This window comes from Variovorax sp. J2L1-78, assembly GCF_030317205.1.
In the GTDB taxonomy this organism is placed as follows: Bacteria; Pseudomonadota; Gammaproteobacteria; order Burkholderiales; family Burkholderiaceae_C; genus Variovorax; species Variovorax arabinosiphilus.
On the sequence record NZ_JASZYB010000001.1, the window covers coordinates 1,692,548 to 1,711,094 of the forward strand.

Here is an 18,547-nt window from a genome sequence, read left to right on the forward strand (position 1 = left end):
CCATGAGGCGCCATCCGCGCCTCCTCCTCCACCCTCAGTGCAGCAGCTGGCTCAGGAACAGCTTCGTGCGCTCGTGCTTCGGGTGGCTGAAGAATTCGGCCGGCGCGGCCTCCTCGACGATCGAGCCCTGGTCCATGAAGATCACGCGGTTGGCCACCTGCCGCGCGAAGCCCATCTCGTGCGTGACCGACAGCATGGTCGTGCCGTCTTCGGCGAGCGACACCATGGTGTCGAGCACCTCCTTCACCATCTCGGGGTCGAGCGCCGAGGTCGGTTCGTCGAACAGCATGACCTTCGGGCTCATGCACAGCGCGCGGGCGATGGCCACGCGCTGCTGCTGGCCACCGGAGAGTTGCGACGGGTACTTGTTCGCCTGGTCGGGGATCTTCACCTTGGTGAGGTACGACATCGCGACCTCCTTCGCTTCCTTGGGCGTGTACTTCTTGCTCCAGATCGGCGCCAGCGTGCAGTTCTCGAGGATGGTGAGATGCGGAAACAGGTTGAAGTGCTGGAACACCATGCCCACGTCGCGGCGCACCGCGTCGATGCGGCGGGTGTCGTTGGTGAGCTCGATGCGGTTGACGACGATGTTGCCCTGCTGGTGCTCTTCCAACCGGTTGATGCAACGCAGCAGCGTCGACTTGCCCGAGCCCGACGGCCCGCAGATCACGATGCGTTCGCCGCGTCGCACTTCCAGGTTGATGTCGCGCAGCACCTGGAAGTCGCCGTACCACTTCTGCACGTTCACCATGCGGATGACCAGTTCGGCGCCCGGTGCGGCGGTGTCGGTGAGCGGCGTCGTTTGCACAGCAGTCATGGCAGTCCTCAAGCGGGTTGGGCGATCTTCAGGCCAAGCTCGTCGACCAGGCGGCGGGCGGCGGCGATGCCTTCGGGGCCCATCGGCAACCGCGGCGGGCGGGGCCCACCGACCGGCAGGCCCATGGCCGCGAGCATCGCCTTGGTGCCGGCCACGTACTGCTGGCCGGCCACGAAATCGATCATCGGGAAATACTTGAACGAGAGATCGCGCGCCTGCGCCAGCTCGCCGGCCATCACCAGGTCGTAGAGCCGCGCCATCTCGGCCGGCGCGCCGTTCGATGGCACCGCCGCCCAGCCCACCGCGCCTTCGACGTACGACTCAAAACCCATGATCCCGCCGAACACCTTCATGCGGCCGTCCGACAGCCGCATGATGTCGCGCACGCGGGTCACTTCGAGCGTCGACTCCTTGATGTAGCGGCAGTTGTCGATCTGCGAGAGCCGCACCACCAGCTGGGGCTTGAGGTCGACGTTGGTCACCGCCGGGTTGTTGTAGACCATGATCGGGATGCCGATGGCGTCCGAGATGGTCTTGTAGTGCTGGTAGAGCTCGTCCTCGGTCGGCGTGCAGTAGAACGGCGGCAGCACCATCACGCCGTCGGCCCCCAGCGACTCGGCCATGCGGCTCTTGCGCGCGGCCACGCGGGTGTCTTCGGCGGTGGTGCCGATGATCACCGGCACGCGGCCGGCGGCGCGGTCGATCACGGTCTTGGCGACCAGCTCGATCTCGTCGTCGCTCATCGACAGGAACTCGCCGGTCGAGCCCAGCGGGATCAACCCATGGATGCCCGATGCGATCTGCCAGTCGACGTAGCGTTCGAGCGCGGGCACGTCGACGGCGCCTTCGGCGTCGAAGGGCGTGACCATGATGGTGTAGGTGCCGCGGAAATCTGTCATGTCGGTGATGTCGGGTGTTCGTTGAGGGTCAGCGGGTGCCGTCGAGCAGGCCGGCCGCGACCAGCGCGGCGCGGATGCGCTGCGCCTCGTCGTCGCCGATCGGCAGCAGCGGCAGCCGCGGCGCCGGATGCGGCAGGCGGCCGAGCAGGTGTAGCGCGGTCTTCATGCGGTTGTGGATGTCGAGGTACGGCGCGCGATAGAACACGCGGCACAGCGGCACCAGCCGGTCGTTCACGGCCCGTGCGGCATCGAGCTGGCCGGCCGCGACGGCCTCGTGCATCTCGACCAGCAGCGGCGCGACCACGCTGCCGATGCCCGACAGGATACCGTCGGCACCGTAGGTGAGCGACGCAAAGAGCCAGCCGTTGTTGCTGGACAGCATGCTCACCGGGCGGTCGAGCGTGCGCAGGGCGCGCAGGCTGTCTTCGTACAGCTCAGGCACGTCGCTGCCGTCCTTGATCGCGACGATCTGCGGCACTTCGGTGCACAGCCGCACCAGCATCTCCACCGAAAACGCCTGGTTCGACGCGCGCGACAGCTGGAACAGCACGATGGGCAGCGACGACGCGCTGGCCACGTCCTGCACGTAGCGCAGGATCATCTCGGGCCGCAGCGCGGCACCGCTACCGAACATCGCCGGCGGGAAGAGCAAGAGCGCCGAGGCGCCGGCCTCAGCCGCATCGACCGCCAGCGCGCAGGCGTCGCGCGGGTCTTCGGCGACGACGCCGGCCACCACCGGCACGGGGCCCGCCGCCTGCACGGCCAGCCGCACGACATGCGCCCGCTCCGCGCGGTTCAGCGACGAGGTTTCGCCGGCATGGCCGTTGACCACCACGGCACGCACGCCGGGCGTGGAAGCGACCTCGCCGACATGGGCGGTGAGCGCGGCGTCGTCGATGGCGCCACCAGGGGCGAAGGGGGTCAGGGTGGCGGGCCAGATGCCGCCGACGCCGGTCACAGGGAAGGTCATGGGACTCGATCGGAGAAGTGCCGGCCAGTATGCAATACCAATGCAATCGATTGCAAATATCCACTCGCTCTTGTCGATTAATGAATCTTCGGCGTTGACGTGACATTGAGCGATGCCCTACATTGCAGCGATGCAATCGTTTGCAATCAATTCCATCGCAAAGGCGTTTCCGTGACCGTCACCCTGCGCGACGTGGCGCGTGCCGCCGACGTCTCCATCGCCACCGCCTCGCGCGCCCTGGCGGGCTCCAGCCTGATCAACCACGCCACGCAGAAGCACGTGGTGCAGGTCGCTGCGGCCATCGGCTACCGCACCAACACGGTGGCCCGCGCACTGAAGACGCGCAAGTCGCGCCTCATCGGCCTGACCGTCCACAACCTCGAAAACGCCTCCTTCCGCGTGCTCGCCTCGGTGGTGCAGGCGCGCATGCAGGCACTCGGCTACCAGGTCATCCTCAGCATCAGCAACGACGATGCCGAGCAGGAACGCGAAATCCTCAAGACGCTCGTCGACCACAGCGTCGACGGCCTGATCGCCGTGCCCACCGGCAGCAACAGCGCGCCGCTGCTGGCCATGGAACACGCCGACATCCCGGTCATCTGCGCGGTGCGCCGCGTGGCGGGCGCCTCGCTCGAATCGATCCTCGCGGCCGACATGGAAGGCGCCTACACCGGCACGCAGCACCTGCTGGGCCTGGGGCACCGGCGCATCGGCCTGATCGTGGGTCCTTCGGACACGACCTCGGGCAAGGAACGTCTGGCGGGCTACACCCGGGCCATGCAGGAAGCGGGCCTGCCCGTGGACCCCGCCCTCATCCACCGCGGCCGCTACCTCCCCGAAACCGGCGTGGCCGGCGGCAACGCCCTGCTGTCGCTCGCCGAGCCACCCACCGCGCTCTTCGTGGCGAACCACGAATCGTCGGTCGGCGTGCTGCGCGTGATCTCCGAACGCGGCCTGTCGATTCCCGCCGACCTGTCGCTGCTCTTCTACGAAGACTCGCCCTGGTTCGAGTGGCAGCGCCCCGCCATCAGCGTGGTCGACAGCGGCGCGGCCGACATAGCCAACCTCGCGGTCGACCGCCTCATGTCCCGCCTCGGCGGCGTCGCCAACAGCGGGCGCGAATACCGCATCGGCTCGCGGCTCGTCGAGCGCGCCTCCTGCCGGGCCCTGCCCACGTCCTGAAGGTTCCCATGCCCTATGTCGAAGTCCTGGCGCCACGCGCCGCCGCCGCCGCAAAGCGCCAACTGACCGACGCCGTGACCGACGGCATCGTGCGCGGTTTCGAGGTCGAGCCATCGACCGTGACGATCTATTTCTTGGCCCTAGGCACCGACGACTACGCGCACGCCGGCGAATTCGGCCTGCCGCCCGCCGGTGCCCGCGTCTTCGTCAAGGTGCACGCCTACCGCCGCAACCCCGACCAGCGCCGCGCCGTCGCGGAGGCGATGACGCCGGCGCTCGCCGCCTGCTTCGACACGCCCGCCCACAACGTTGCCATCTACTTCCTCGACCGCGCGCGCGACGAGGTCGCGCACGAAGGCCACCTGGCCAGCGACGAAGCCCTCGACACATCGACCACGCCATGACCCAGTTCTATACCGAAGACCAGACCTCGGTGCGCGACACCGCGCGCCGCTTCGCCGAAAACGAGATCCTGCCGCGCGCCGCCGCGATCGACCGCGAAGACGCCTTCGACCGCACGCTCTACCGCGGCATGGCCGAACTCGGCCTGTTCGGCGTCAGTCTGCCCGAGCCGTCGGGCGGCTCGGGCCTGGACACGGTCAGCCTCTGCCTCGTGATGGAAGAGCTGGCGCGCTGCTCGGCCGCCATCGGCAACGCCTTCGCGATCCCCGTGGAGGCCGCGCTGTTCCTGCACCACCACGGCAACGCGTCGCAGAAGGCGCTGATCCCCGGCATCCTCGACGGATCGATCGTGTTCGCCACCGCCATGACCGAGCCCGATTTCGGCTCCGACGCCGCCAGCATCCAGACCACGGCCCGCGCGACCGACGACGGCTGGGTGCTCAACGGCACCAAGGCCTGGGTCACGCTGGGCGGCGTGGCCGACCGCATCATGGTCTTCGCGCGCACCGGCAAGGAAGCCGGCCACAAGTCGATGAGCTGCTTCCTGGTCGACACGTCGTCGCCCGGCGTCGCCCGCGGCAAGAACGAAGAGCTGCTGGGCATGCACGGCCTGGAGGACTGCCAGATCGTGCTGCAGGACGTGCACGTGCCCAAAGACGCCCTGATAGGCGCCGAGAACATGGCCTTCAAGACGGCCATGGGCAACTTCAACTTCAGCCGCCTCTTGATGTCGTCGATGGCGCTGGGCATGGCGCAGGCCGCGATGGAAGACGCGGTGGCCTACGCCACCACGCGCCGCCAGTTCGGCGAGTCGATCATGAACTTCCAGGCCATCCAGTTCATGGTGGCCGACATGTCGACCGACATCGCCGCCGCGCGGCTGCTCATCCATCACGCGTCGCGCGTGTTCGACGCCGGCCTGCCCTACGCCAAGGAAGCGGCGCACGCCAAGCTCTTCACCACCGACATGGCGATGAAGCACGTGTCGAACGCGCTGCAGGTGCACGGCGGCAACGGCTACTCGCGCGATTACCGCATCGAGCGCATCTTCCGCGACGTGCGCCTGGCGCAGATCTACGAAGGCACCAACCAGATCCAGCGCATCATCATCGCGAAGCAGGTCGAGAAGGAACTGGCCTGAAGGGGCTGCCACCATGATCCACTGCATCACCCCCGACGAAGCCGCCGCCCTGCTCAAGGACGGCGACATGGTGCTGGCCGGCGGCAACGGCGGCTCGGGCGTGCCCGAGGCGGTGTTCGAGGCGATCGAACGCCGCTGGCTCGCCGGCGACGGCCCGCACGGCATCACCCTCTTCCACATCACCGGCGTGGGTGCGCTCACCGAAAAGGGCCTGTGCCACTTCGCGCACAAGGGCCTGGTGCAGCGCGTGATCGGCGGCAACTTCGGCATGCAGTTGCCCTTCATGAAGCTGGTGCTCGACCAGGCGCTGGAGGCCTACAACTTCCCGCAGGGCGTGATGACGCACCTGTGCCGCGCCATGGCCGGCCGGCAACCCGGCGTGCTGACGCACGTGGGCCTGGAAACCTACATGGACCCGCGCCAGGACGGCGGCCGCATGAACGCGCGCACCACCGAGAAGCTGGTGGAGCTGGTCAACATCGGCGGCAAGGACTACCTCTTCTACCGCGCGCCCGGCGTGCCGTCGGTGGCCCTCATCCGCGGCACCTCGGCCGACGAAGACGGCTACGTCAGCATGGAACACGAAGCCACCGCGCGCGAAGACCTGTCGATGGCGCAGGCCGTGCACAACGCCGGCGGCACCGTGATCTGCCAGGTCAAGCGCCTCGTCAAGCGCGGCACGCTGCATCCGCACATGGTGAAGATCCCCGGCTTCCTGATCGACCACTTCGTGGTGCAGCCCGACCAGATGCAGACGTACACGACGCAGTACGACCCGGCGCGCTGCGGCGAGACGATCGTGCCGAGTTCGAGCATTCCGCCCGACCCGATGGACGCCCGCCGCGTGGTGGCGCGCCGCGCCGCCTTCGAGCTGCGCCCGCGCGACGTGGTCAACCTCGGCGTCGGCATCTCGGCCATGATCCCCAACGTCGCGGCCGAGGAAGGCATCGACGAGATGATCACGCTCACCGTCGAGTCGGGCGCGGTCGGCGGCGTGCCGGGCCATGCGCGCGAGTTCGGCACGTCGGTCAACCCGCGGGTCATCCTCGACCAGTCGTACCAGTTCGACTTCTACGACGGCGGCGGCCTCTCCTGCGCCTTCCTGTCCTTCGCGCAGGTCGACCGGCACGGCAACGTCAACGTCACCCGCTTCGGCAAGCGCTACGACGGCGCGGGCGGCTTCATCAACATCACGCAGAACACCAAGCGGCTGGTGTTCAACGGCTCGCTGACCGGCGGCGATTTCGACATCGGCGTGGCCGATGGCGGGCTGGCCATCCGGCGCGACGGCAAGTTCAAGAAGTTCGTGCTCGAGGTCGACCAGATCAGCTTCTCCGGCCACCTGGCGCGCGAGCGCGGCCAGCGCGTCACCTTCGTCACGGACCGCGCCGTGTTCGAGATGGAAGCCGACGGCATCGTGCTGACCGAGATCGCCCCGGGCGTGCGGCTGCAGGAAGACGTGCTCGACCAGATCGGCTTCCCCATCCGCATCAGCGAGACCTTGAAGACCATGGACGCGCGCATCTTCCGGCCCGGGCCGATGGGCATGCGCGACGCCTTCATGGCGCAGGCGCCGCGCCACATCGAGGTGCCCGCGTCATGAGCGACATCTACTTCGACGACGTGGTCGTCGGCGCCACGTTCGAGACGCCGACGCACGCCATCACCGCCGCCGACATCGCACGCTTCTGCGACCTCACGCGCGACCACCATCCGCTGCACACCGATGCCGACTACGCCGGCTCGCGCGGCTTCGGCGGCGTCATCGCACATGGCTTGTACGGCCTCGCGCTCATGGAAGGCCTGAAGACCGAACTCGAGCTTTACCAGAACAGCTCGATCGCCTCGCTCGGCTGGGATCGGGTGCGGTTCTTGCGACCGGTGATCGCAGGCGACGTGGTGCGCGTGGGCTTCGAATTCACCGAGAAGCGCACGTCATCGCGGCCCGGCCGCGGCATCGTGATCGAGACGTTGCGGCTGCTCAACCAGCGCGACGAGATCGTCATCGAGGCACAGCACAGCGCGCTGCTGGCGTGCCGCGTCGACGCGGCGTCCTGAGTGTTCCACCGGTTTCCCCTTCCTTCAGTTCCACCCACCTCCGTCTCACGAAAGCACATCATGCAATGCTCCAAACTGGCTCTTGCGCTCTTCCTCGGCGCCGCGTTCTCGGCTTCGGCCCTGGCCCAGACCTGCACGCCCAAGGTCGGTGCCGAACACCTGGTGTCTGCCGGCAAGCTGCAGATGTCGATCAACCCCACGCTGCCGCCGCAGCAGTTCGTCGACGAGAAGGGTGAACTGCAGGGGCTGAACGTCGAACTCGGCAAGGCCATCGCGAAGAAGCTGTGCCTCGAGCCCGTCTTCATCCGCATGGACATGCCCCCGATGATCCCGGCGCTGCAGGCCGGCCGCTTCGACATGATCAACACCGGCATGTTCTGGACGGAAGAGCGTTCCAAGCTGATGTTCATGATCCCCTACGGCCAGCAGGCGATGAGCATCTACACCGTGCCCAGCAGCACCTTCAAGATCACCAAGTTCGACGACCTCGCAGGCCACGTCGTCGGCATCGAGACGGGCACCTACCAGGAACGCAAGTCGCGCGAGTACAACGCCGACATGGTCGCGCGCGGCCTGAAGCCGATCGACTTCCGCACCTTCATGACGGCCTCCGAAACCACGGCCGCCCTGCGCGCCGGCCAGCTCGAAGCCGGCATCAACATCGACGAGACCGCAGCGAACTTCGTCGAGCGCGGCATCGCCAAGGTGTGGCTGAGCGGCATCAACGGCACCGACATCACCGTGACCTACCGCGACAAGACGACGGCCCTGGCCGCCGCCGCCGCACTCAACGAACTGAAGGCCGACGGCACCTACGACAAGCTCTTCGACAAGTTCAAGATGACGCGGCTGAAGGACACGACCTTCGCCATCCGCGGCCCCGGCCCGGCGCCGAAGTAAGCGCAGCGCAGAAGCAGCCAGAAGGAAAACCGGGCCGTGTTCAACGTCGATGCCTTCCTGTCCTACCTGGTCAACCCCTACCTCCTGGGTGGGGTCGGGATCACGATCGGGTTGACGATCACCACCATCCTCATCGGCCTGGTCCTCGCGCTGCCGCTGGCGCTCGCGAGCATGTCCACCAACAATCTGCTGCGCGCGCCGGCCAAGTTCTACATCTGGATCTTCCGCGGTACGCCGCTGCTGGTGCAGATCGTGATCATCTACACCGGCCTGCCGCAGCTGGGCGTGCGCTTCGACGTGCTGACCTCCGCCATCCTGGCGCTGAGTCTCAACGAAGCGGCCTACCTGTCGGAGACCATCCGTGCCGGCTTCTCGGCCGTCGCCAAGGGGCAGATCGAGGCCGCCAAGGCGCTGAGCCTGTCGAAGATGGCGACGCTGCGGCTGGTCACGCTGCCGCAGGTGATCCGCATCATCATCCCGCCGCTCGGCAACTCGGTGAACGGCCTGCTGAAGGCCACGTCGCTGGCGTCCGTCATCTCGATGGAAGAGCTGATGCGCCGCAGCCAGGTGCTGATGCAGGCCAAATTCGAAGTGCTCGAGCTTTACTGCGTGGCCGCCGTCTTCTACCTGGTACTGACCTCGCTGTGGGACGTGGTGCAACGCCGCCTGGAGAAGCACTATGGCAAGGGTTATGCGCCGACGGAAAAGAAGACGAACGTGGTGCGCACGCCGGCTGCGGCCTGAGGGTCCACCGACGACCCATCTATCCTTCACTGCGGGACAGCCCTTACACTCCGCGTCGAGCCAAAGGCAGCATCGCCGAATAGCCACGTTTCAGCACAAGCGAGGCAATCGGGATGACCTTCGGCAGACGCACTTCTTTTTCTACCCTGGCAGCACTGGCCCTCGCCTCAGCGACCGCACCCCAGGCCCAGACGACCCCGGCGGCCATCGCCTTCACGACGGGCGTCAGCCACGACAAGCGCTATATCACCTACACGGTCGAGCGCGACGGCACCTATGTCAAGGACGTCGAGCTGATTCGCCTGGTCGAGAACGACGCCGGCGTGCGCTCCGAGGGCCAGCAGACCGTGCCCTACAGCGCGAGCCTGCAAGCGCTCGAGATCGTACATGCGCGCGTCATCACGGCCAAGGGTGAAACCATCGAGGTCCCTGCTGCGTCCATCCTCGATCAACAGCCCTACCTCTCGCAAGGCGCGCCTGCCTTCAGCGACGTTGTTTCCAAGGCGATTGTCTTCCCCCAGGTCAGCCCGGGAGCCCGCACCTCGGTCCACTACCGAATTACCCAGAAGAAGCCGCTGCTGCAGGGCCATTTCAGCGCCATCGAATACGCGTCGGTGCACGACGTCCGCAGAGACGTCACCTACACCGTCATCGCGCCGGCGGACATGCCGATGCAGGTGACGGGTATCGACTTCCCCATCGTCAAGACCACGTTGCCGGACGGCCGCATCCAGTGGCGCGCGCACACGACCAACACTGTGGCGGTGCCGCACGACGTGGGCAGCGTCGCCACTGGCGACTACAGTCAGCGCTTCGTTGCGACCAGCGTCCCCTCAGGCGAGGCGCTGGCCCAGGCCTACCGCAGCCTCGCCGGCGAGCGGAGTCAGCCGACCCCCCAGGTGAAGGCACTGGCCCAGTCGCTGACGCAGGGCATCAACGACCCCGAAGAACAGACCCGCGCCTTGTACGACTGGGTACGTATCAACATACGCTATGTCGCCATCTTCCTGGAACGCGGCGGCTGGCAGCCGCATGCGGTGGACGACATCCTGTCGGCCGGCTACGGCGATTGCAAGGACAAGGCGACCTTACTCAGTGCCCTGCTCGAAGCCAAGGGGATCGCCAGCACACCCGTGCTCATCAATGCCGGCAGCAGCTACTGGATGCCCGAGGTGACTGTGCCGCAGGCGTTCAACCACATGATCACCTACGTGCCGTCACTGAATCTGTACCTCGACGCCACCGATCGCTGGGCACCTTTCGGCATTCTTTCCCTGGGTGATGTGAACAAGCGCGTGCTGCATCTGGCCGACGGGAGCTGGAACGAAACACCGAGCCCGACATTCACTGCAACGCTGCGCCATCGCGTGAGTACAGCCGCCGATTCCCGCGTGACTGGCCATCTCGAGTTGACCGGCACTGGAGCGCAGCAAACGGGCTTGGGCCAGGCACTGGCTGCCATGCAGTCGCTCCCGGATGCGACGCTGATGGCGCCGTTGCTCAGCCAGATGCAGGTGAGGGGCGAAGGCAGACTGCAGCGCACCAACACCGATGCCCGCGGGCCGCTCTCGCTGGTGTTCGACTACTGGGGCGTCGGTCCGATGGAACTGCCAGGGCCGGGCGCCGCCCGTCTGCCGACCTCTCCGTTCATGCTCGTGCCATTGCCCATCGCGGTTTACCAAACGCCGCGCCGCTTTCCTTTCGTCTGCCCCACCACGTCGCTGCGAGAGGAGTTCGAGCTGGACTTTCCGCCCACGCTCAAGGTCCTGAGCAACTTCGCGCCGCTGGAACTGGAGTCGGAAAGCGAGGGTGCGCGCCTGCGCTACCGCGCCTCGGCCCGGCAGGAAGGCACGCGCATCGTCGTGACACGGGAATTCACCGCCGATCGCCTGAAGGTAATCTGCACACCTGACGACCAGCGGCGCTGGCAGCCCTTGATCGAAGCCGCACAGCGCAACATCCGGTCGCAGATGTTGTACGAGTGATCAGCCCGCGACCAAATCGTCTTCTTGGTCGTCGGGTCGCCCGATCTGCGCCTGCATGTACTGCAGCGCATGCGTCATGAAGGCCTGCGCCAGCCGGGCGCGGGGCTTGTCGCGCAGGAACAGGCCGCACACCGGCACCGCCACGCGCGGCCGGAAGCGGTGCACGTCGAAGCCCGGCTCCTTCGCATAGCGCGCGGTGAGCTCGTCCACGAAGCCGATGCCCAGCCCGCGCGCCACCACCGGGCTCACGACGTTGGCGAAGCGCGCCTCGATGTCGGGGTGATAGTGGTCGGACGATCGCTCGAAGGCCTGCGCGATCATCGCGCCCAGCGGGCTCGCCGGCCCCGGCCCCACGATGCGCCGCCCGCGCAGGTCGAAGGGCGTGAGCACCGGCAGGTTCGCAAGTTCGTGGCCCTTGGGCGTGATGCACATCATCTCGGCTTCGACCAGCACCTCGCGCGCGAGGTTGGGCCGCGCCGGTGGCTTCATGGCGATGCCGACGTCGGCGCTGCCGCTTTCCACGCCTTCGAGCAGCGCGTCCATGCGCACCGATTCGATGGTGACCTGCACGTCGGGGTGTTCGGCCATGAACAGCGCCAGCACCGATGGCACGAGGTACTGCGACAGCTCGGCCGTCGCGTGGATGCGCAGCACGCCCGCGCGGCCGGTGCGCAGGTCCCAGGCCTTGCGCTGCACGGCTTCGTGCACCACGAAGAGCGGCTCGGCATCGGCCATGAGGATCTGCGCGTCGGCCGTGGGCACCAGGCGGTTGCTCACGCGGTCGAACAGCGCGATGCCCAGCTTGGTCTCGGCCAGCTTGATCGCGTTGCTCACCGCCGGCTGCGACATGCCCAGCTCTTCGGCCGCGCCGATGGTGGTGCGACAGCGCATCACCGCACGCAACACCTCGAGCTGGCGCAGGTTGATGAGGGAGCGGAATTGCGGGTCGGACATGGCGGCGTGATTCATGCCCGAAAACGCGTCGGGTCGGTCGATGATAGCGGTCGATTCCGGTGCGCCGAACGCACCATCGCGACGTATATCGGCGGCCTATAGTCCGGCCCCTCAACTGAATTGAGCACGCTGCGCAGCGATGGCTATTCTTTTCTTTTCGAGCATCCAGCACCGGCCTTGCAGGCTTCATTTCTTCTTCCAGGAACCATCATGAAATTCGCCCTTCTGCGCAGCACGCTCGCCATCGTGGCGCTCGCCGGTTCGCTCTCCGGCATGGTCGCTTCCGCGCAGACCTGCACCCCGACCATCCCGAAGAGCGAGTTGATCACTGAGGGCAAGCTCCAGCTGTCGACCAACCCGACACTGCCGCCGCTGCAGTTCGTCGACGTCAGCGGCGAACTCAAGGGCATGAACCTCGACCTCGCGGCCGAACTCGGCAAGCGCCTGTGCCTGAAGGCCGAGACGATCCGCATGGACTTCCCGGCGATGATCCCCGCGCTCAAGGCCGCGCGCTTCGATGGCATCAACACCGGCATGTTCTTCACCGAAGAGCGCTCGAAGGTGATGTGGGCCGTGCCCTATGCCATGGCCGCGATCGACATCGTCGCCGTGCCGGGCAGCAAGCGCACGCTGGCCTCGGCCGAAGCGCTGACCGACCTGAGCATCGGCGTCGAGGCCGATTCGTACCAGGAGCGCTGGCTGAAGGAGCGCGAGAAGGACAACGTCGCCAAGGGCCGCAAGTCGATCAAGATCCTGTCGTTCCCGACCGCGAGCGAAGTCATGGCCGGCCTGCGCGCTGGCCAGTTCGACATGGCCGCCTTCCCCAACTACGCGGGCGGCGCCTTCGTGAAGGCCGGCCAGGCCACGATGCTGCTGCCGGCACAGGGCGGCTCGCCGACCATGATGAGCTTCCGCTCGAAGCCGGTGGCCGACGCCGTGGTCAAGGCCTTCAACGACATGATCAAGGACGGCACCTACGACCGCATCCTCGACCAGTACGGCATGACCAAGCTGCCCGAGAAGGTCATCGCGATCCGCGGCACCGGGCCGGTCTGAGGGTTCAGGCGGGCGGCCACGGAGGCAGAACCGGCAACCTCGCTACCAGTTCGACTGACACATGCACGACTGCGCCATGCTGCTGTGGCCGCAGGTGGGAATGCCTCGAGTAGCGCCTATAGCGTCGAGACAGTGCCTCCATCAATGCGGTACTCGAAGCCTGCGGAGGATGCCGAGCGGGGCGACGCCAGGAACACGATCAAATCAGCAACTTCCTGCGGCGTGGCCGCCCTGCCTACCGGGATGCCACCCAGGGCATCCATGATGATCTTCTTGCCACCCTCGTAGTCGGTGCCGGCATCGGCGCCAAGCCGCTTCGCGAATACCTCGGAAGCCTCGGTCATGATCCAGCCCGGCGCGACGCTCAGCACGCGAACACCCTTGGGCGTGATTTCACGTGACAACGCCTTGCTGTATGTCGTCAGCGCCCCCTTGGAAGCAGCATAGGCAGTGGTTGCATCGGGCAGCGGCAGAACACGCTGAATCGAGCTGACATGAATGACCACACCGGAGCCTTGCGCGAGCATCGACGGCACAAGTTCACGGTCCAGGCGAACGGCCGGTAGGAGGTTCAAACTCAGCTCGGAGAGCCAGTGGTCGTCGGTGAGAGCAGCGAAGCCGCCAGTGGGGGCATGGGAGCCGCCAAGCACGTTGATCAGGAGGTCGACACCACCCCACTCTTTGAGAACGAAATCGGACAGGGCTTTCACGCCGCCAGCCGTCGTCAAGTCGGCAAGGATGTACGACACGCCTTCGACCGGCGCTTGCGGCGCTTTGCGAGCGGAAGTCGCCACGCGGGCGCCTGCATCCACCAGAGCACAGACAACCGCGGCACCGAGGCCCAAGGTTCCGCCAGTGACAACGGCCCGCAGGCCGTTCAGTTGAAGATCGAAGCTCATACCGTCACCTCCATGCTCGCAATCAGACCGCGCTCGAGGCGGAAGAAGAACGTCATATCGAGCGGGCTGCCCTTGAAGTTGCCGGCCACGTGGGCCTTCACTGCGTGAACGCCTTCCATCAGATCCAGGGAGAAGGGCTCGGTGGTGCAGGAGTACTTGGCGTCGGCCGCCTTCTTCCACGCCCGGATCGCGTCGCGACCGGTGAAGAGGTGGTCGTCGTCCTTCACAACGGCCTTCGGGGTGAAGCATTGCGCGACCTGGTCAGGACCTTGCGTGTCCGCCACGAAGTACGCGGCAATCGGGTCAGGGAGAGTCAGAGAGGACATGGTGTGCTCCTTGGTTGGGACGGATCGAAGGATGCGCCCGCACTTCCATTTAGAGAATCTCCTAGAATCCGAATGACCTCTGTAGAAAACGATACACAATGCGGGGATCCGACTTTGCCGAGCTCAAAGCTTTCATCGCCGTCGTCGAAAGGCAAAGCTTTGCCCGCGCGGCCGAGCATCTGGGCTTGTCACCGTCGGCGTTGAGCCAGACCATCCGCCAACTGGAAAGCCGCATCGGTGCACGCCTGTTGAATCGCACGACAAGAAGCGTCGCCCCGTCCGCAAGCGGTGAGCAGCTCTATTCGCGCGTGGCGCCGCTGTTCCGTGAAATGGCCAACGCGGTTGCCGAGGCCAGCGACGCCACCGGACAGCTCAATGGAACTTTGCGGATCAACACCCTCGGGATAGCCGCAAGAACGCTCATTGCGCCAAGACTGCAGCGCTTCCATCGGGCGCACCCTGACGTGGTGCTGGATATCGTGGTGGACGACGCACTGGCGGACATCGTGGCAGGCCGCTTCGACGCCGGGATACGGGTGGGTGGTCAGCTCAAGAAGGACATGATTGCCGTCCGTCTGTCACCAGACATGAAGATGATGGCCGTTGCTTCTCCGGACTACCTGGCCCGCCATGGAACGCCCAAGACGCCCATCGATTTGCACGACCACGCGTGCATCAACTGGCGACTCCAGATGGATGGGAGGTTCTACCGGTGGGAGTTCGAGAAGCGCGGCAAACGGCACGAGATAGCCGTCGATGGCCCTGTCGTCACCAACCATGCCGACATCGGCGTGGCGGCAGCGGTCAACGGTCTGGGTATTGCCTACCACTTCGAGGTGGATCAGGTCGGAGAGCTGCTCCAGCAGGGGCGTCTTGTACAGATCCTGTCTGACTGGACGATTTCTCGTCCGGGCTTGTTCCTGTACTACTCCAACCGGCAGCATCGCCCTGCGGTGCTGAGCTCGTTCATCGACTGCATGTTGGACCGGGAACCGTTCGGCGATGCCTAACCTCCGCAGACAAGGCAGCGCCTTCATCGAGATCGAGCTGGACGGGTTTCTGGCCTAGGCCCTCAGCGCCGCCACCCGCGCCTCGCCGGCGGCCAGCAGCAGGTCGATGTCGTTGCTGGTCAGCACGAAGCGCATGCCGGCTTCGATGTGACGGCGCAGCAGCGCTGGGTCGACGATGCCGGCCAGCCCCGCGTGCTTGCCGTGCGCCTTGCAGGCCGCGATGACGGCCGCGAAAGCCGACTCGACCGCCGGGTCCTGCAGCTGACCCGGGATGCCGAGTTCGAGCGAGAGGTCGTTGCTGCCGATCAGCAGCACATCCACACCCGGCACCGCCGCGATGCTGTCGGCATTGGCGATGGCGCGCGGCGACTCGAGCATCACGATGCAGAGCAGCTCGTCGTTCGCTGCCGCCATGGCCTGCGGCGCCGGATGCCGCGCGTAGTCGAAATGCGGCTGCAGCCCGAAGAAGGAGCGCATGCCCAAGGGCGGGTACTTGCAGGCGCGCACCGCGGCAGCGGCCTCGACCGCATCGTCGACGTGCGGCACCACGATGCCCTGCGCGCCGCCGTCGAGCAGGCGCGAGATGTCGGGCGAGTTCTTGCCCGGCACGCGCACCAGCGGTGCGATGCCCAGCGGCAACGCGGCCGCGGCGATGTTGGCCGCCGCCGCCGCGTCGACCGGCGAATGCTCGATGTCGATGAAGAGAAAGTCGAAGCCGCAGCGCAGCGCCAGGCCCGCCACGGCTGCGCCCGTGACCTGCTGCACACCCATGCCCAGCACGGTCTCGCCGGCTTCCAGTCGGCGGCGCGCCACGTTCGGTCGAACCACCATGGTCAGAAGCCCCCGACTTCGCCGCGCACCTGGAACTGGCCGCGCCCTGGCCGGCCGAGCCACTGTTCGCCGTCGACGATGAGCTCGCCGCGCGAGAACACCTTCTTCACGACACCGTGCACGTGCTTGCCTTCGAACAGGCTGTAGTCGACGTTGCTGTGGTGCGAGTGCGCGGAAATGGTCTGCGTGCCCTCGGGGTCGAACAGCACGATGTCGGCGTCGCTGCCGACCGCGATCGTGCCCTTGCGCGGGAACAGGCCGAAGAGCTTGGCCGGCGCGGTGGCCGTGAGCTCGACGAAGCGGTTGAGCGTGATGCGCTTGCTGCGCACGCCGCCGTCGTAGATCACCGTCATGCGCGTCTCGATGCCGGGCGCGCCGTTGGGAATCTTCGAGAAGTCGTGCCGGCCGTGTTCCTTCTGATGCACGCGGCCCATGTGGCCTTCCTTCATGCAGAAGGGGCAGTGGTCGGTCGAGATGAGCTGCAGGTCGTCGGTCTTGAGCGCGGTCCACAGCGCGTCCTGCGATTGCTTGTCGCGCAGCGGCGGCGTCATCACATGCTTGGCGACCGAGAAGTCGTCGCTGTCGTACACCGATTCGTCGAAGAAGAGGTAGTGCGGGCAGGTCTCGGCGAACACCGGAATGCCGAGGTCGCGCGCCTCGATCACGTGCTTGAGCGCCTCCTTGGCCGAGAGGTGCACGAAGTACACCGGCGCGTTGGCCAGCTCGGCCAGCTTGATGCCGCGGTGCGTCGCCTCGCCTTCGAGGATGGCCGGCCGCGTGAGCGCGTGGTAGCGCGGCGAGGTGTGGCCCTGCGCCAGCGCCTCGCGGATCAAGAGCTCGATCACGTTGCCGTTCTCGGCGTGCAGCGCGACCATGCCGCCGTGCTCGCCGACCAGCCGCATCGCCTGGAAGATCGCCGCGTCGTCGACCATCACCGTGCCCGGGTAGGCCATGAACATTTTGAAGCTGCTCACGCCCTCGTGGCGGATCGCGTGCTTCATGTCGCCCAGCACGGTCTCGTCGACGTGCGTGAGGATCACGTGGAAGCCGTAGTCGATGCTCGCGCCGACCGACGCCTTGGCCTGCGTGCGCGCGATGGCGTCGAGCGGGCTGTCTTCCTTGCCTTGGAAGGCGAAGTCGATGATGGTGGTCGTGCCGCCGAAGGCCGCGGCGCGCGTGCCCGACTCGTAGTCGTCCGCGGTGGTCGAGTCGCCGAAGGTGTTGTCGAGGTGCGTGTGCACATCGACGCCACCCGGCAGCACCAGCAGGCCGACTGCATCGATGACGCGCGTGTCGGGGCCGACGTCGAGCTGCTTGCCGATGGCGGCGATCTGGCCGTCGTCCAGCAGGATGTCGGCGCGGTAGTCGTCGACGGCCGTGACGATGCGGCCGTTGCGGATCAGGGTTTGGGTCATACGGCGGGTTCCTCTGTGGTTGTCAGGCCCGCGGCCTTCAGCGCCTGCGCCAGCATCGCGACCTCGCTGTCGGGCAGCGGCCCCATCGGCGGGCGCATCGCGTCGCTCGGGATGCGGCCCAGCAGCTTCAGGCAGGTCTTGAGCCGCGCATTGGCGTGGCCGCCCGGCACGGTGCCGTAGATGGCCTTGGCCAGCGGGTAGATGCGGTGGTTGAAGGCGCGCGCCGTGGCGAGGTCGCCCGCCTGCATCGCCCGGTACAGGCCGACGACCAGCTCCGGCGTGACGCAGGCCAGGCTCACCAGGCTGCCCGCGGTGCCGACCGCGAAGCAGGTCAGCAGGTGCTCGTCGCCCGAGGCCATCACCATCACCTCCGGCGCCACGCGCGCCACGAGGCGCCGGTTGGCTTCGTAGGCGGCGGCTTCCCAGCTGCCTTCCTTGATGCCGATGACGTTGGGCAGCTGCGCGAGGCGCTCCAGCACGTCCGCCGTGTAGGCCAGCGCACCGGCGCGCACGCCGGCCTGGTACAGGAAGAGCGGCAGCGAGCTGTTCGACGTCGCGATGCGGTGGTGCCGCACCGCCATGTCGGCGTCTTGCGAGAGCGCCCAGGAGAACGGCGGAAACACCAACACCGCATCGGCGCCCGCGGCCTCGGCGTCATCGACATGGCGCTGCGCCTCCAGGCTGTCTTCGGCGTTGATGCCGCACACCAACAGCGTGTGCGGCGGGCAGGCCTGCCGCGCGATCTCCGTCACGCGGCGCTTCTCCTCGCGGCCCAGCATGAAGTTCTCGCCCGCATGCCCGTTGATCAGCAGGCCGGTGATGCCGTCGGCGCGCGACACGGCCGACAGGTGCGCGGCCAGCGTGTCCTCGTCGATGCCGCCATCGTCCAGCAGCGGGCACACGGTGGCGGCGTGGATGCCGCGGAAATGATCGAAGGACTCGGAAGGCATGGCGGCAC

At 66.8% G+C, this 18,547-nt stretch carries 19 protein-coding genes; 10 read left to right on the forward strand and 9 right to left on the reverse strand.

Annotated features, from left to right (window positions below; translation table 11 throughout):
- Positions 1–34 precede the first annotated feature (34 nt).
- Genes QTH86_RS08070 through QTH86_RS08080 form a run of 3 tightly spaced genes read right to left on the reverse strand, consistent with a single transcriptional unit; the run spans position 35 to position 2,686 of the window.
- Positions 35–817 (reverse strand): amino acid ABC transporter ATP-binding protein, encoded by a 783-nt coding sequence (locus tag QTH86_RS08070; protein ID WP_286645191.1) that lies wholly within the window; start codon positions 815–817, stop codon positions 35–37.
- 8 nt (positions 818–825) lie between these two features.
- Positions 826–1,716 carry a dihydrodipicolinate synthase family protein gene (locus QTH86_RS08075; protein ID WP_286645190.1) on the reverse strand — a complete coding sequence of 297 codons (891 nt, stop codon included), beginning with the start codon at positions 1,714–1,716 and terminating at the stop codon, positions 826–828.
- A 28-nt stretch (positions 1,717–1,744) separates the two neighbouring features.
- Positions 1,745–2,686, reverse strand: a complete 942-nt coding sequence (locus tag QTH86_RS08080) for a dihydrodipicolinate synthase family protein (RefSeq protein ID WP_286645189.1) — start codon at positions 2,684–2,686, stop codon at positions 1,745–1,747.
- 171 nt (positions 2,687–2,857) lie between these two features.
- On the opposite strand from QTH86_RS08080, the gene QTH86_RS08085 reads away from it, so the two are divergent.
- From QTH86_RS08085 to QTH86_RS08120, 8 genes are all read left to right on the forward strand, one after another.
- On the forward strand, positions 2,858–3,868 hold the full coding sequence (locus tag QTH86_RS08085; protein ID WP_286645188.1) for a LacI family DNA-binding transcriptional regulator: 1,011 nt from the start codon (positions 2,858–2,860) through the stop codon (positions 3,866–3,868).
- An 8-nt stretch (positions 3,869–3,876) separates the two neighbouring features.
- Complete coding sequence (locus tag QTH86_RS08090) at positions 3,877–4,272, forward strand: tautomerase family protein (protein ID WP_286645187.1); 396 nt, start codon at positions 3,877–3,879, stop codon at positions 4,270–4,272.
- Complete coding sequence (locus tag QTH86_RS08095; protein ID WP_286645186.1) at positions 4,269–5,411, forward strand: acyl-CoA dehydrogenase family protein; 1,143 nt, start codon at positions 4,269–4,271, stop codon at positions 5,409–5,411. Before QTH86_RS08090 ends, QTH86_RS08095 begins: the two co-directional genes overlap by 4 nt.
- A gap of 13 nt (positions 5,412–5,424) precedes the next feature.
- Positions 5,425–7,014, forward strand: coding sequence for an acyl CoA:acetate/3-ketoacid CoA transferase (locus tag QTH86_RS08100; protein ID WP_286645185.1), 1,590 nt, complete (start codon positions 5,425–5,427; stop codon positions 7,012–7,014).
- A complete protein-coding gene (locus QTH86_RS08105; RefSeq protein ID WP_286645184.1) occupies positions 7,011–7,469 on the forward strand; it encodes a MaoC family dehydratase in 459 nt (152 codons plus the stop codon). Before QTH86_RS08100 ends, QTH86_RS08105 begins: the two co-directional genes overlap by 4 nt.
- 60 nt (positions 7,470–7,529) lie before the next feature.
- Entirely contained in the window at positions 7,530–8,369 is an 840-nt protein-coding gene (locus tag QTH86_RS08110) for an ABC transporter substrate-binding protein (protein WP_286645183.1), read from the forward strand.
- 36 nt (positions 8,370–8,405) lie between these two features.
- On the forward strand, positions 8,406–9,113 hold the full coding sequence (locus tag QTH86_RS08115; protein WP_286645182.1) for an amino acid ABC transporter permease: 708 nt from the start codon (positions 8,406–8,408) through the stop codon (positions 9,111–9,113).
- Between the two features lie 113 nt (positions 9,114–9,226).
- Positions 9,227–11,098, forward strand: coding sequence for a DUF3857 domain-containing transglutaminase family protein (locus QTH86_RS08120; protein WP_286645181.1), 1,872 nt, complete (start codon positions 9,227–9,229; stop codon positions 11,096–11,098).
- Here QTH86_RS08120 and QTH86_RS08125 read toward each other — a convergent pair whose 3' ends face one another.
- A complete protein-coding gene (locus QTH86_RS08125; protein WP_286645180.1) occupies positions 11,099–12,052 on the reverse strand; it encodes a LysR family transcriptional regulator in 954 nt (317 codons plus the stop codon).
- Positions 12,053–12,262: 210 nt separating this feature from the next.
- Between QTH86_RS08125 and QTH86_RS08130 the strand changes: the two genes are divergently transcribed.
- Complete coding sequence (locus tag QTH86_RS08130) at positions 12,263–13,108, forward strand: transporter substrate-binding domain-containing protein (protein WP_286645179.1); 846 nt, start codon at positions 12,263–12,265, stop codon at positions 13,106–13,108.
- Between the two features lie 116 nt (positions 13,109–13,224).
- On the opposite strand, the gene QTH86_RS08135 is transcribed toward QTH86_RS08130, so the two are convergent.
- Positions 13,225–14,007 carry an SDR family oxidoreductase gene (locus tag QTH86_RS08135; RefSeq protein ID WP_286645178.1) on the reverse strand — a complete coding sequence of 261 codons (783 nt, stop codon included), beginning with the start codon at positions 14,005–14,007 and terminating at the stop codon, positions 13,225–13,227.
- On the reverse strand, positions 14,004–14,333 hold the full coding sequence (locus tag QTH86_RS08140) for a nuclear transport factor 2 family protein (protein WP_286645177.1): 330 nt from the start codon (positions 14,331–14,333) through the stop codon (positions 14,004–14,006). Before QTH86_RS08140 ends, QTH86_RS08135 begins: the two co-directional genes overlap by 4 nt.
- 98 nt (positions 14,334–14,431) lie before the next feature.
- Here QTH86_RS08140 and QTH86_RS08145 point away from each other — a divergent pair, with 98 nt between their 5' ends.
- Positions 14,432–15,343: a LysR family transcriptional regulator gene (locus QTH86_RS08145; protein WP_286645176.1), complete on the forward strand. Its 912-nt coding sequence runs from the start codon at positions 14,432–14,434 to the stop codon at positions 15,341–15,343.
- A gap of 54 nt (positions 15,344–15,397) precedes the next feature.
- On the opposite strand, the gene QTH86_RS08150 is transcribed toward QTH86_RS08145, so the two are convergent.
- Genes QTH86_RS08150 through QTH86_RS08160 form a run of 3 tightly spaced genes read right to left on the reverse strand, consistent with a single transcriptional unit; the run spans position 15,398 to position 18,539 of the window.
- Positions 15,398–16,174: an HpcH/HpaI aldolase family protein gene (locus QTH86_RS08150; RefSeq protein ID WP_286645175.1), complete on the reverse strand. Its 777-nt coding sequence runs from the start codon at positions 16,172–16,174 to the stop codon at positions 15,398–15,400.
- Positions 16,175–16,176: 2 nt separating this feature from the next.
- On the reverse strand, positions 16,177–17,589 hold the full coding sequence (gene hydA / locus QTH86_RS08155) for a dihydropyrimidinase (RefSeq protein ID WP_286645174.1): 1,413 nt from the start codon (positions 17,587–17,589) through the stop codon (positions 16,177–16,179).
- Positions 17,586–18,539: a dihydrodipicolinate synthase family protein gene (locus QTH86_RS08160; RefSeq protein WP_286645173.1), complete on the reverse strand. Its 954-nt coding sequence runs from the start codon at positions 18,537–18,539 to the stop codon at positions 17,586–17,588. Before QTH86_RS08160 ends, hydA begins: the two co-directional genes overlap by 4 nt.
- Positions 18,540–18,547 lie beyond the last annotated feature (8 nt).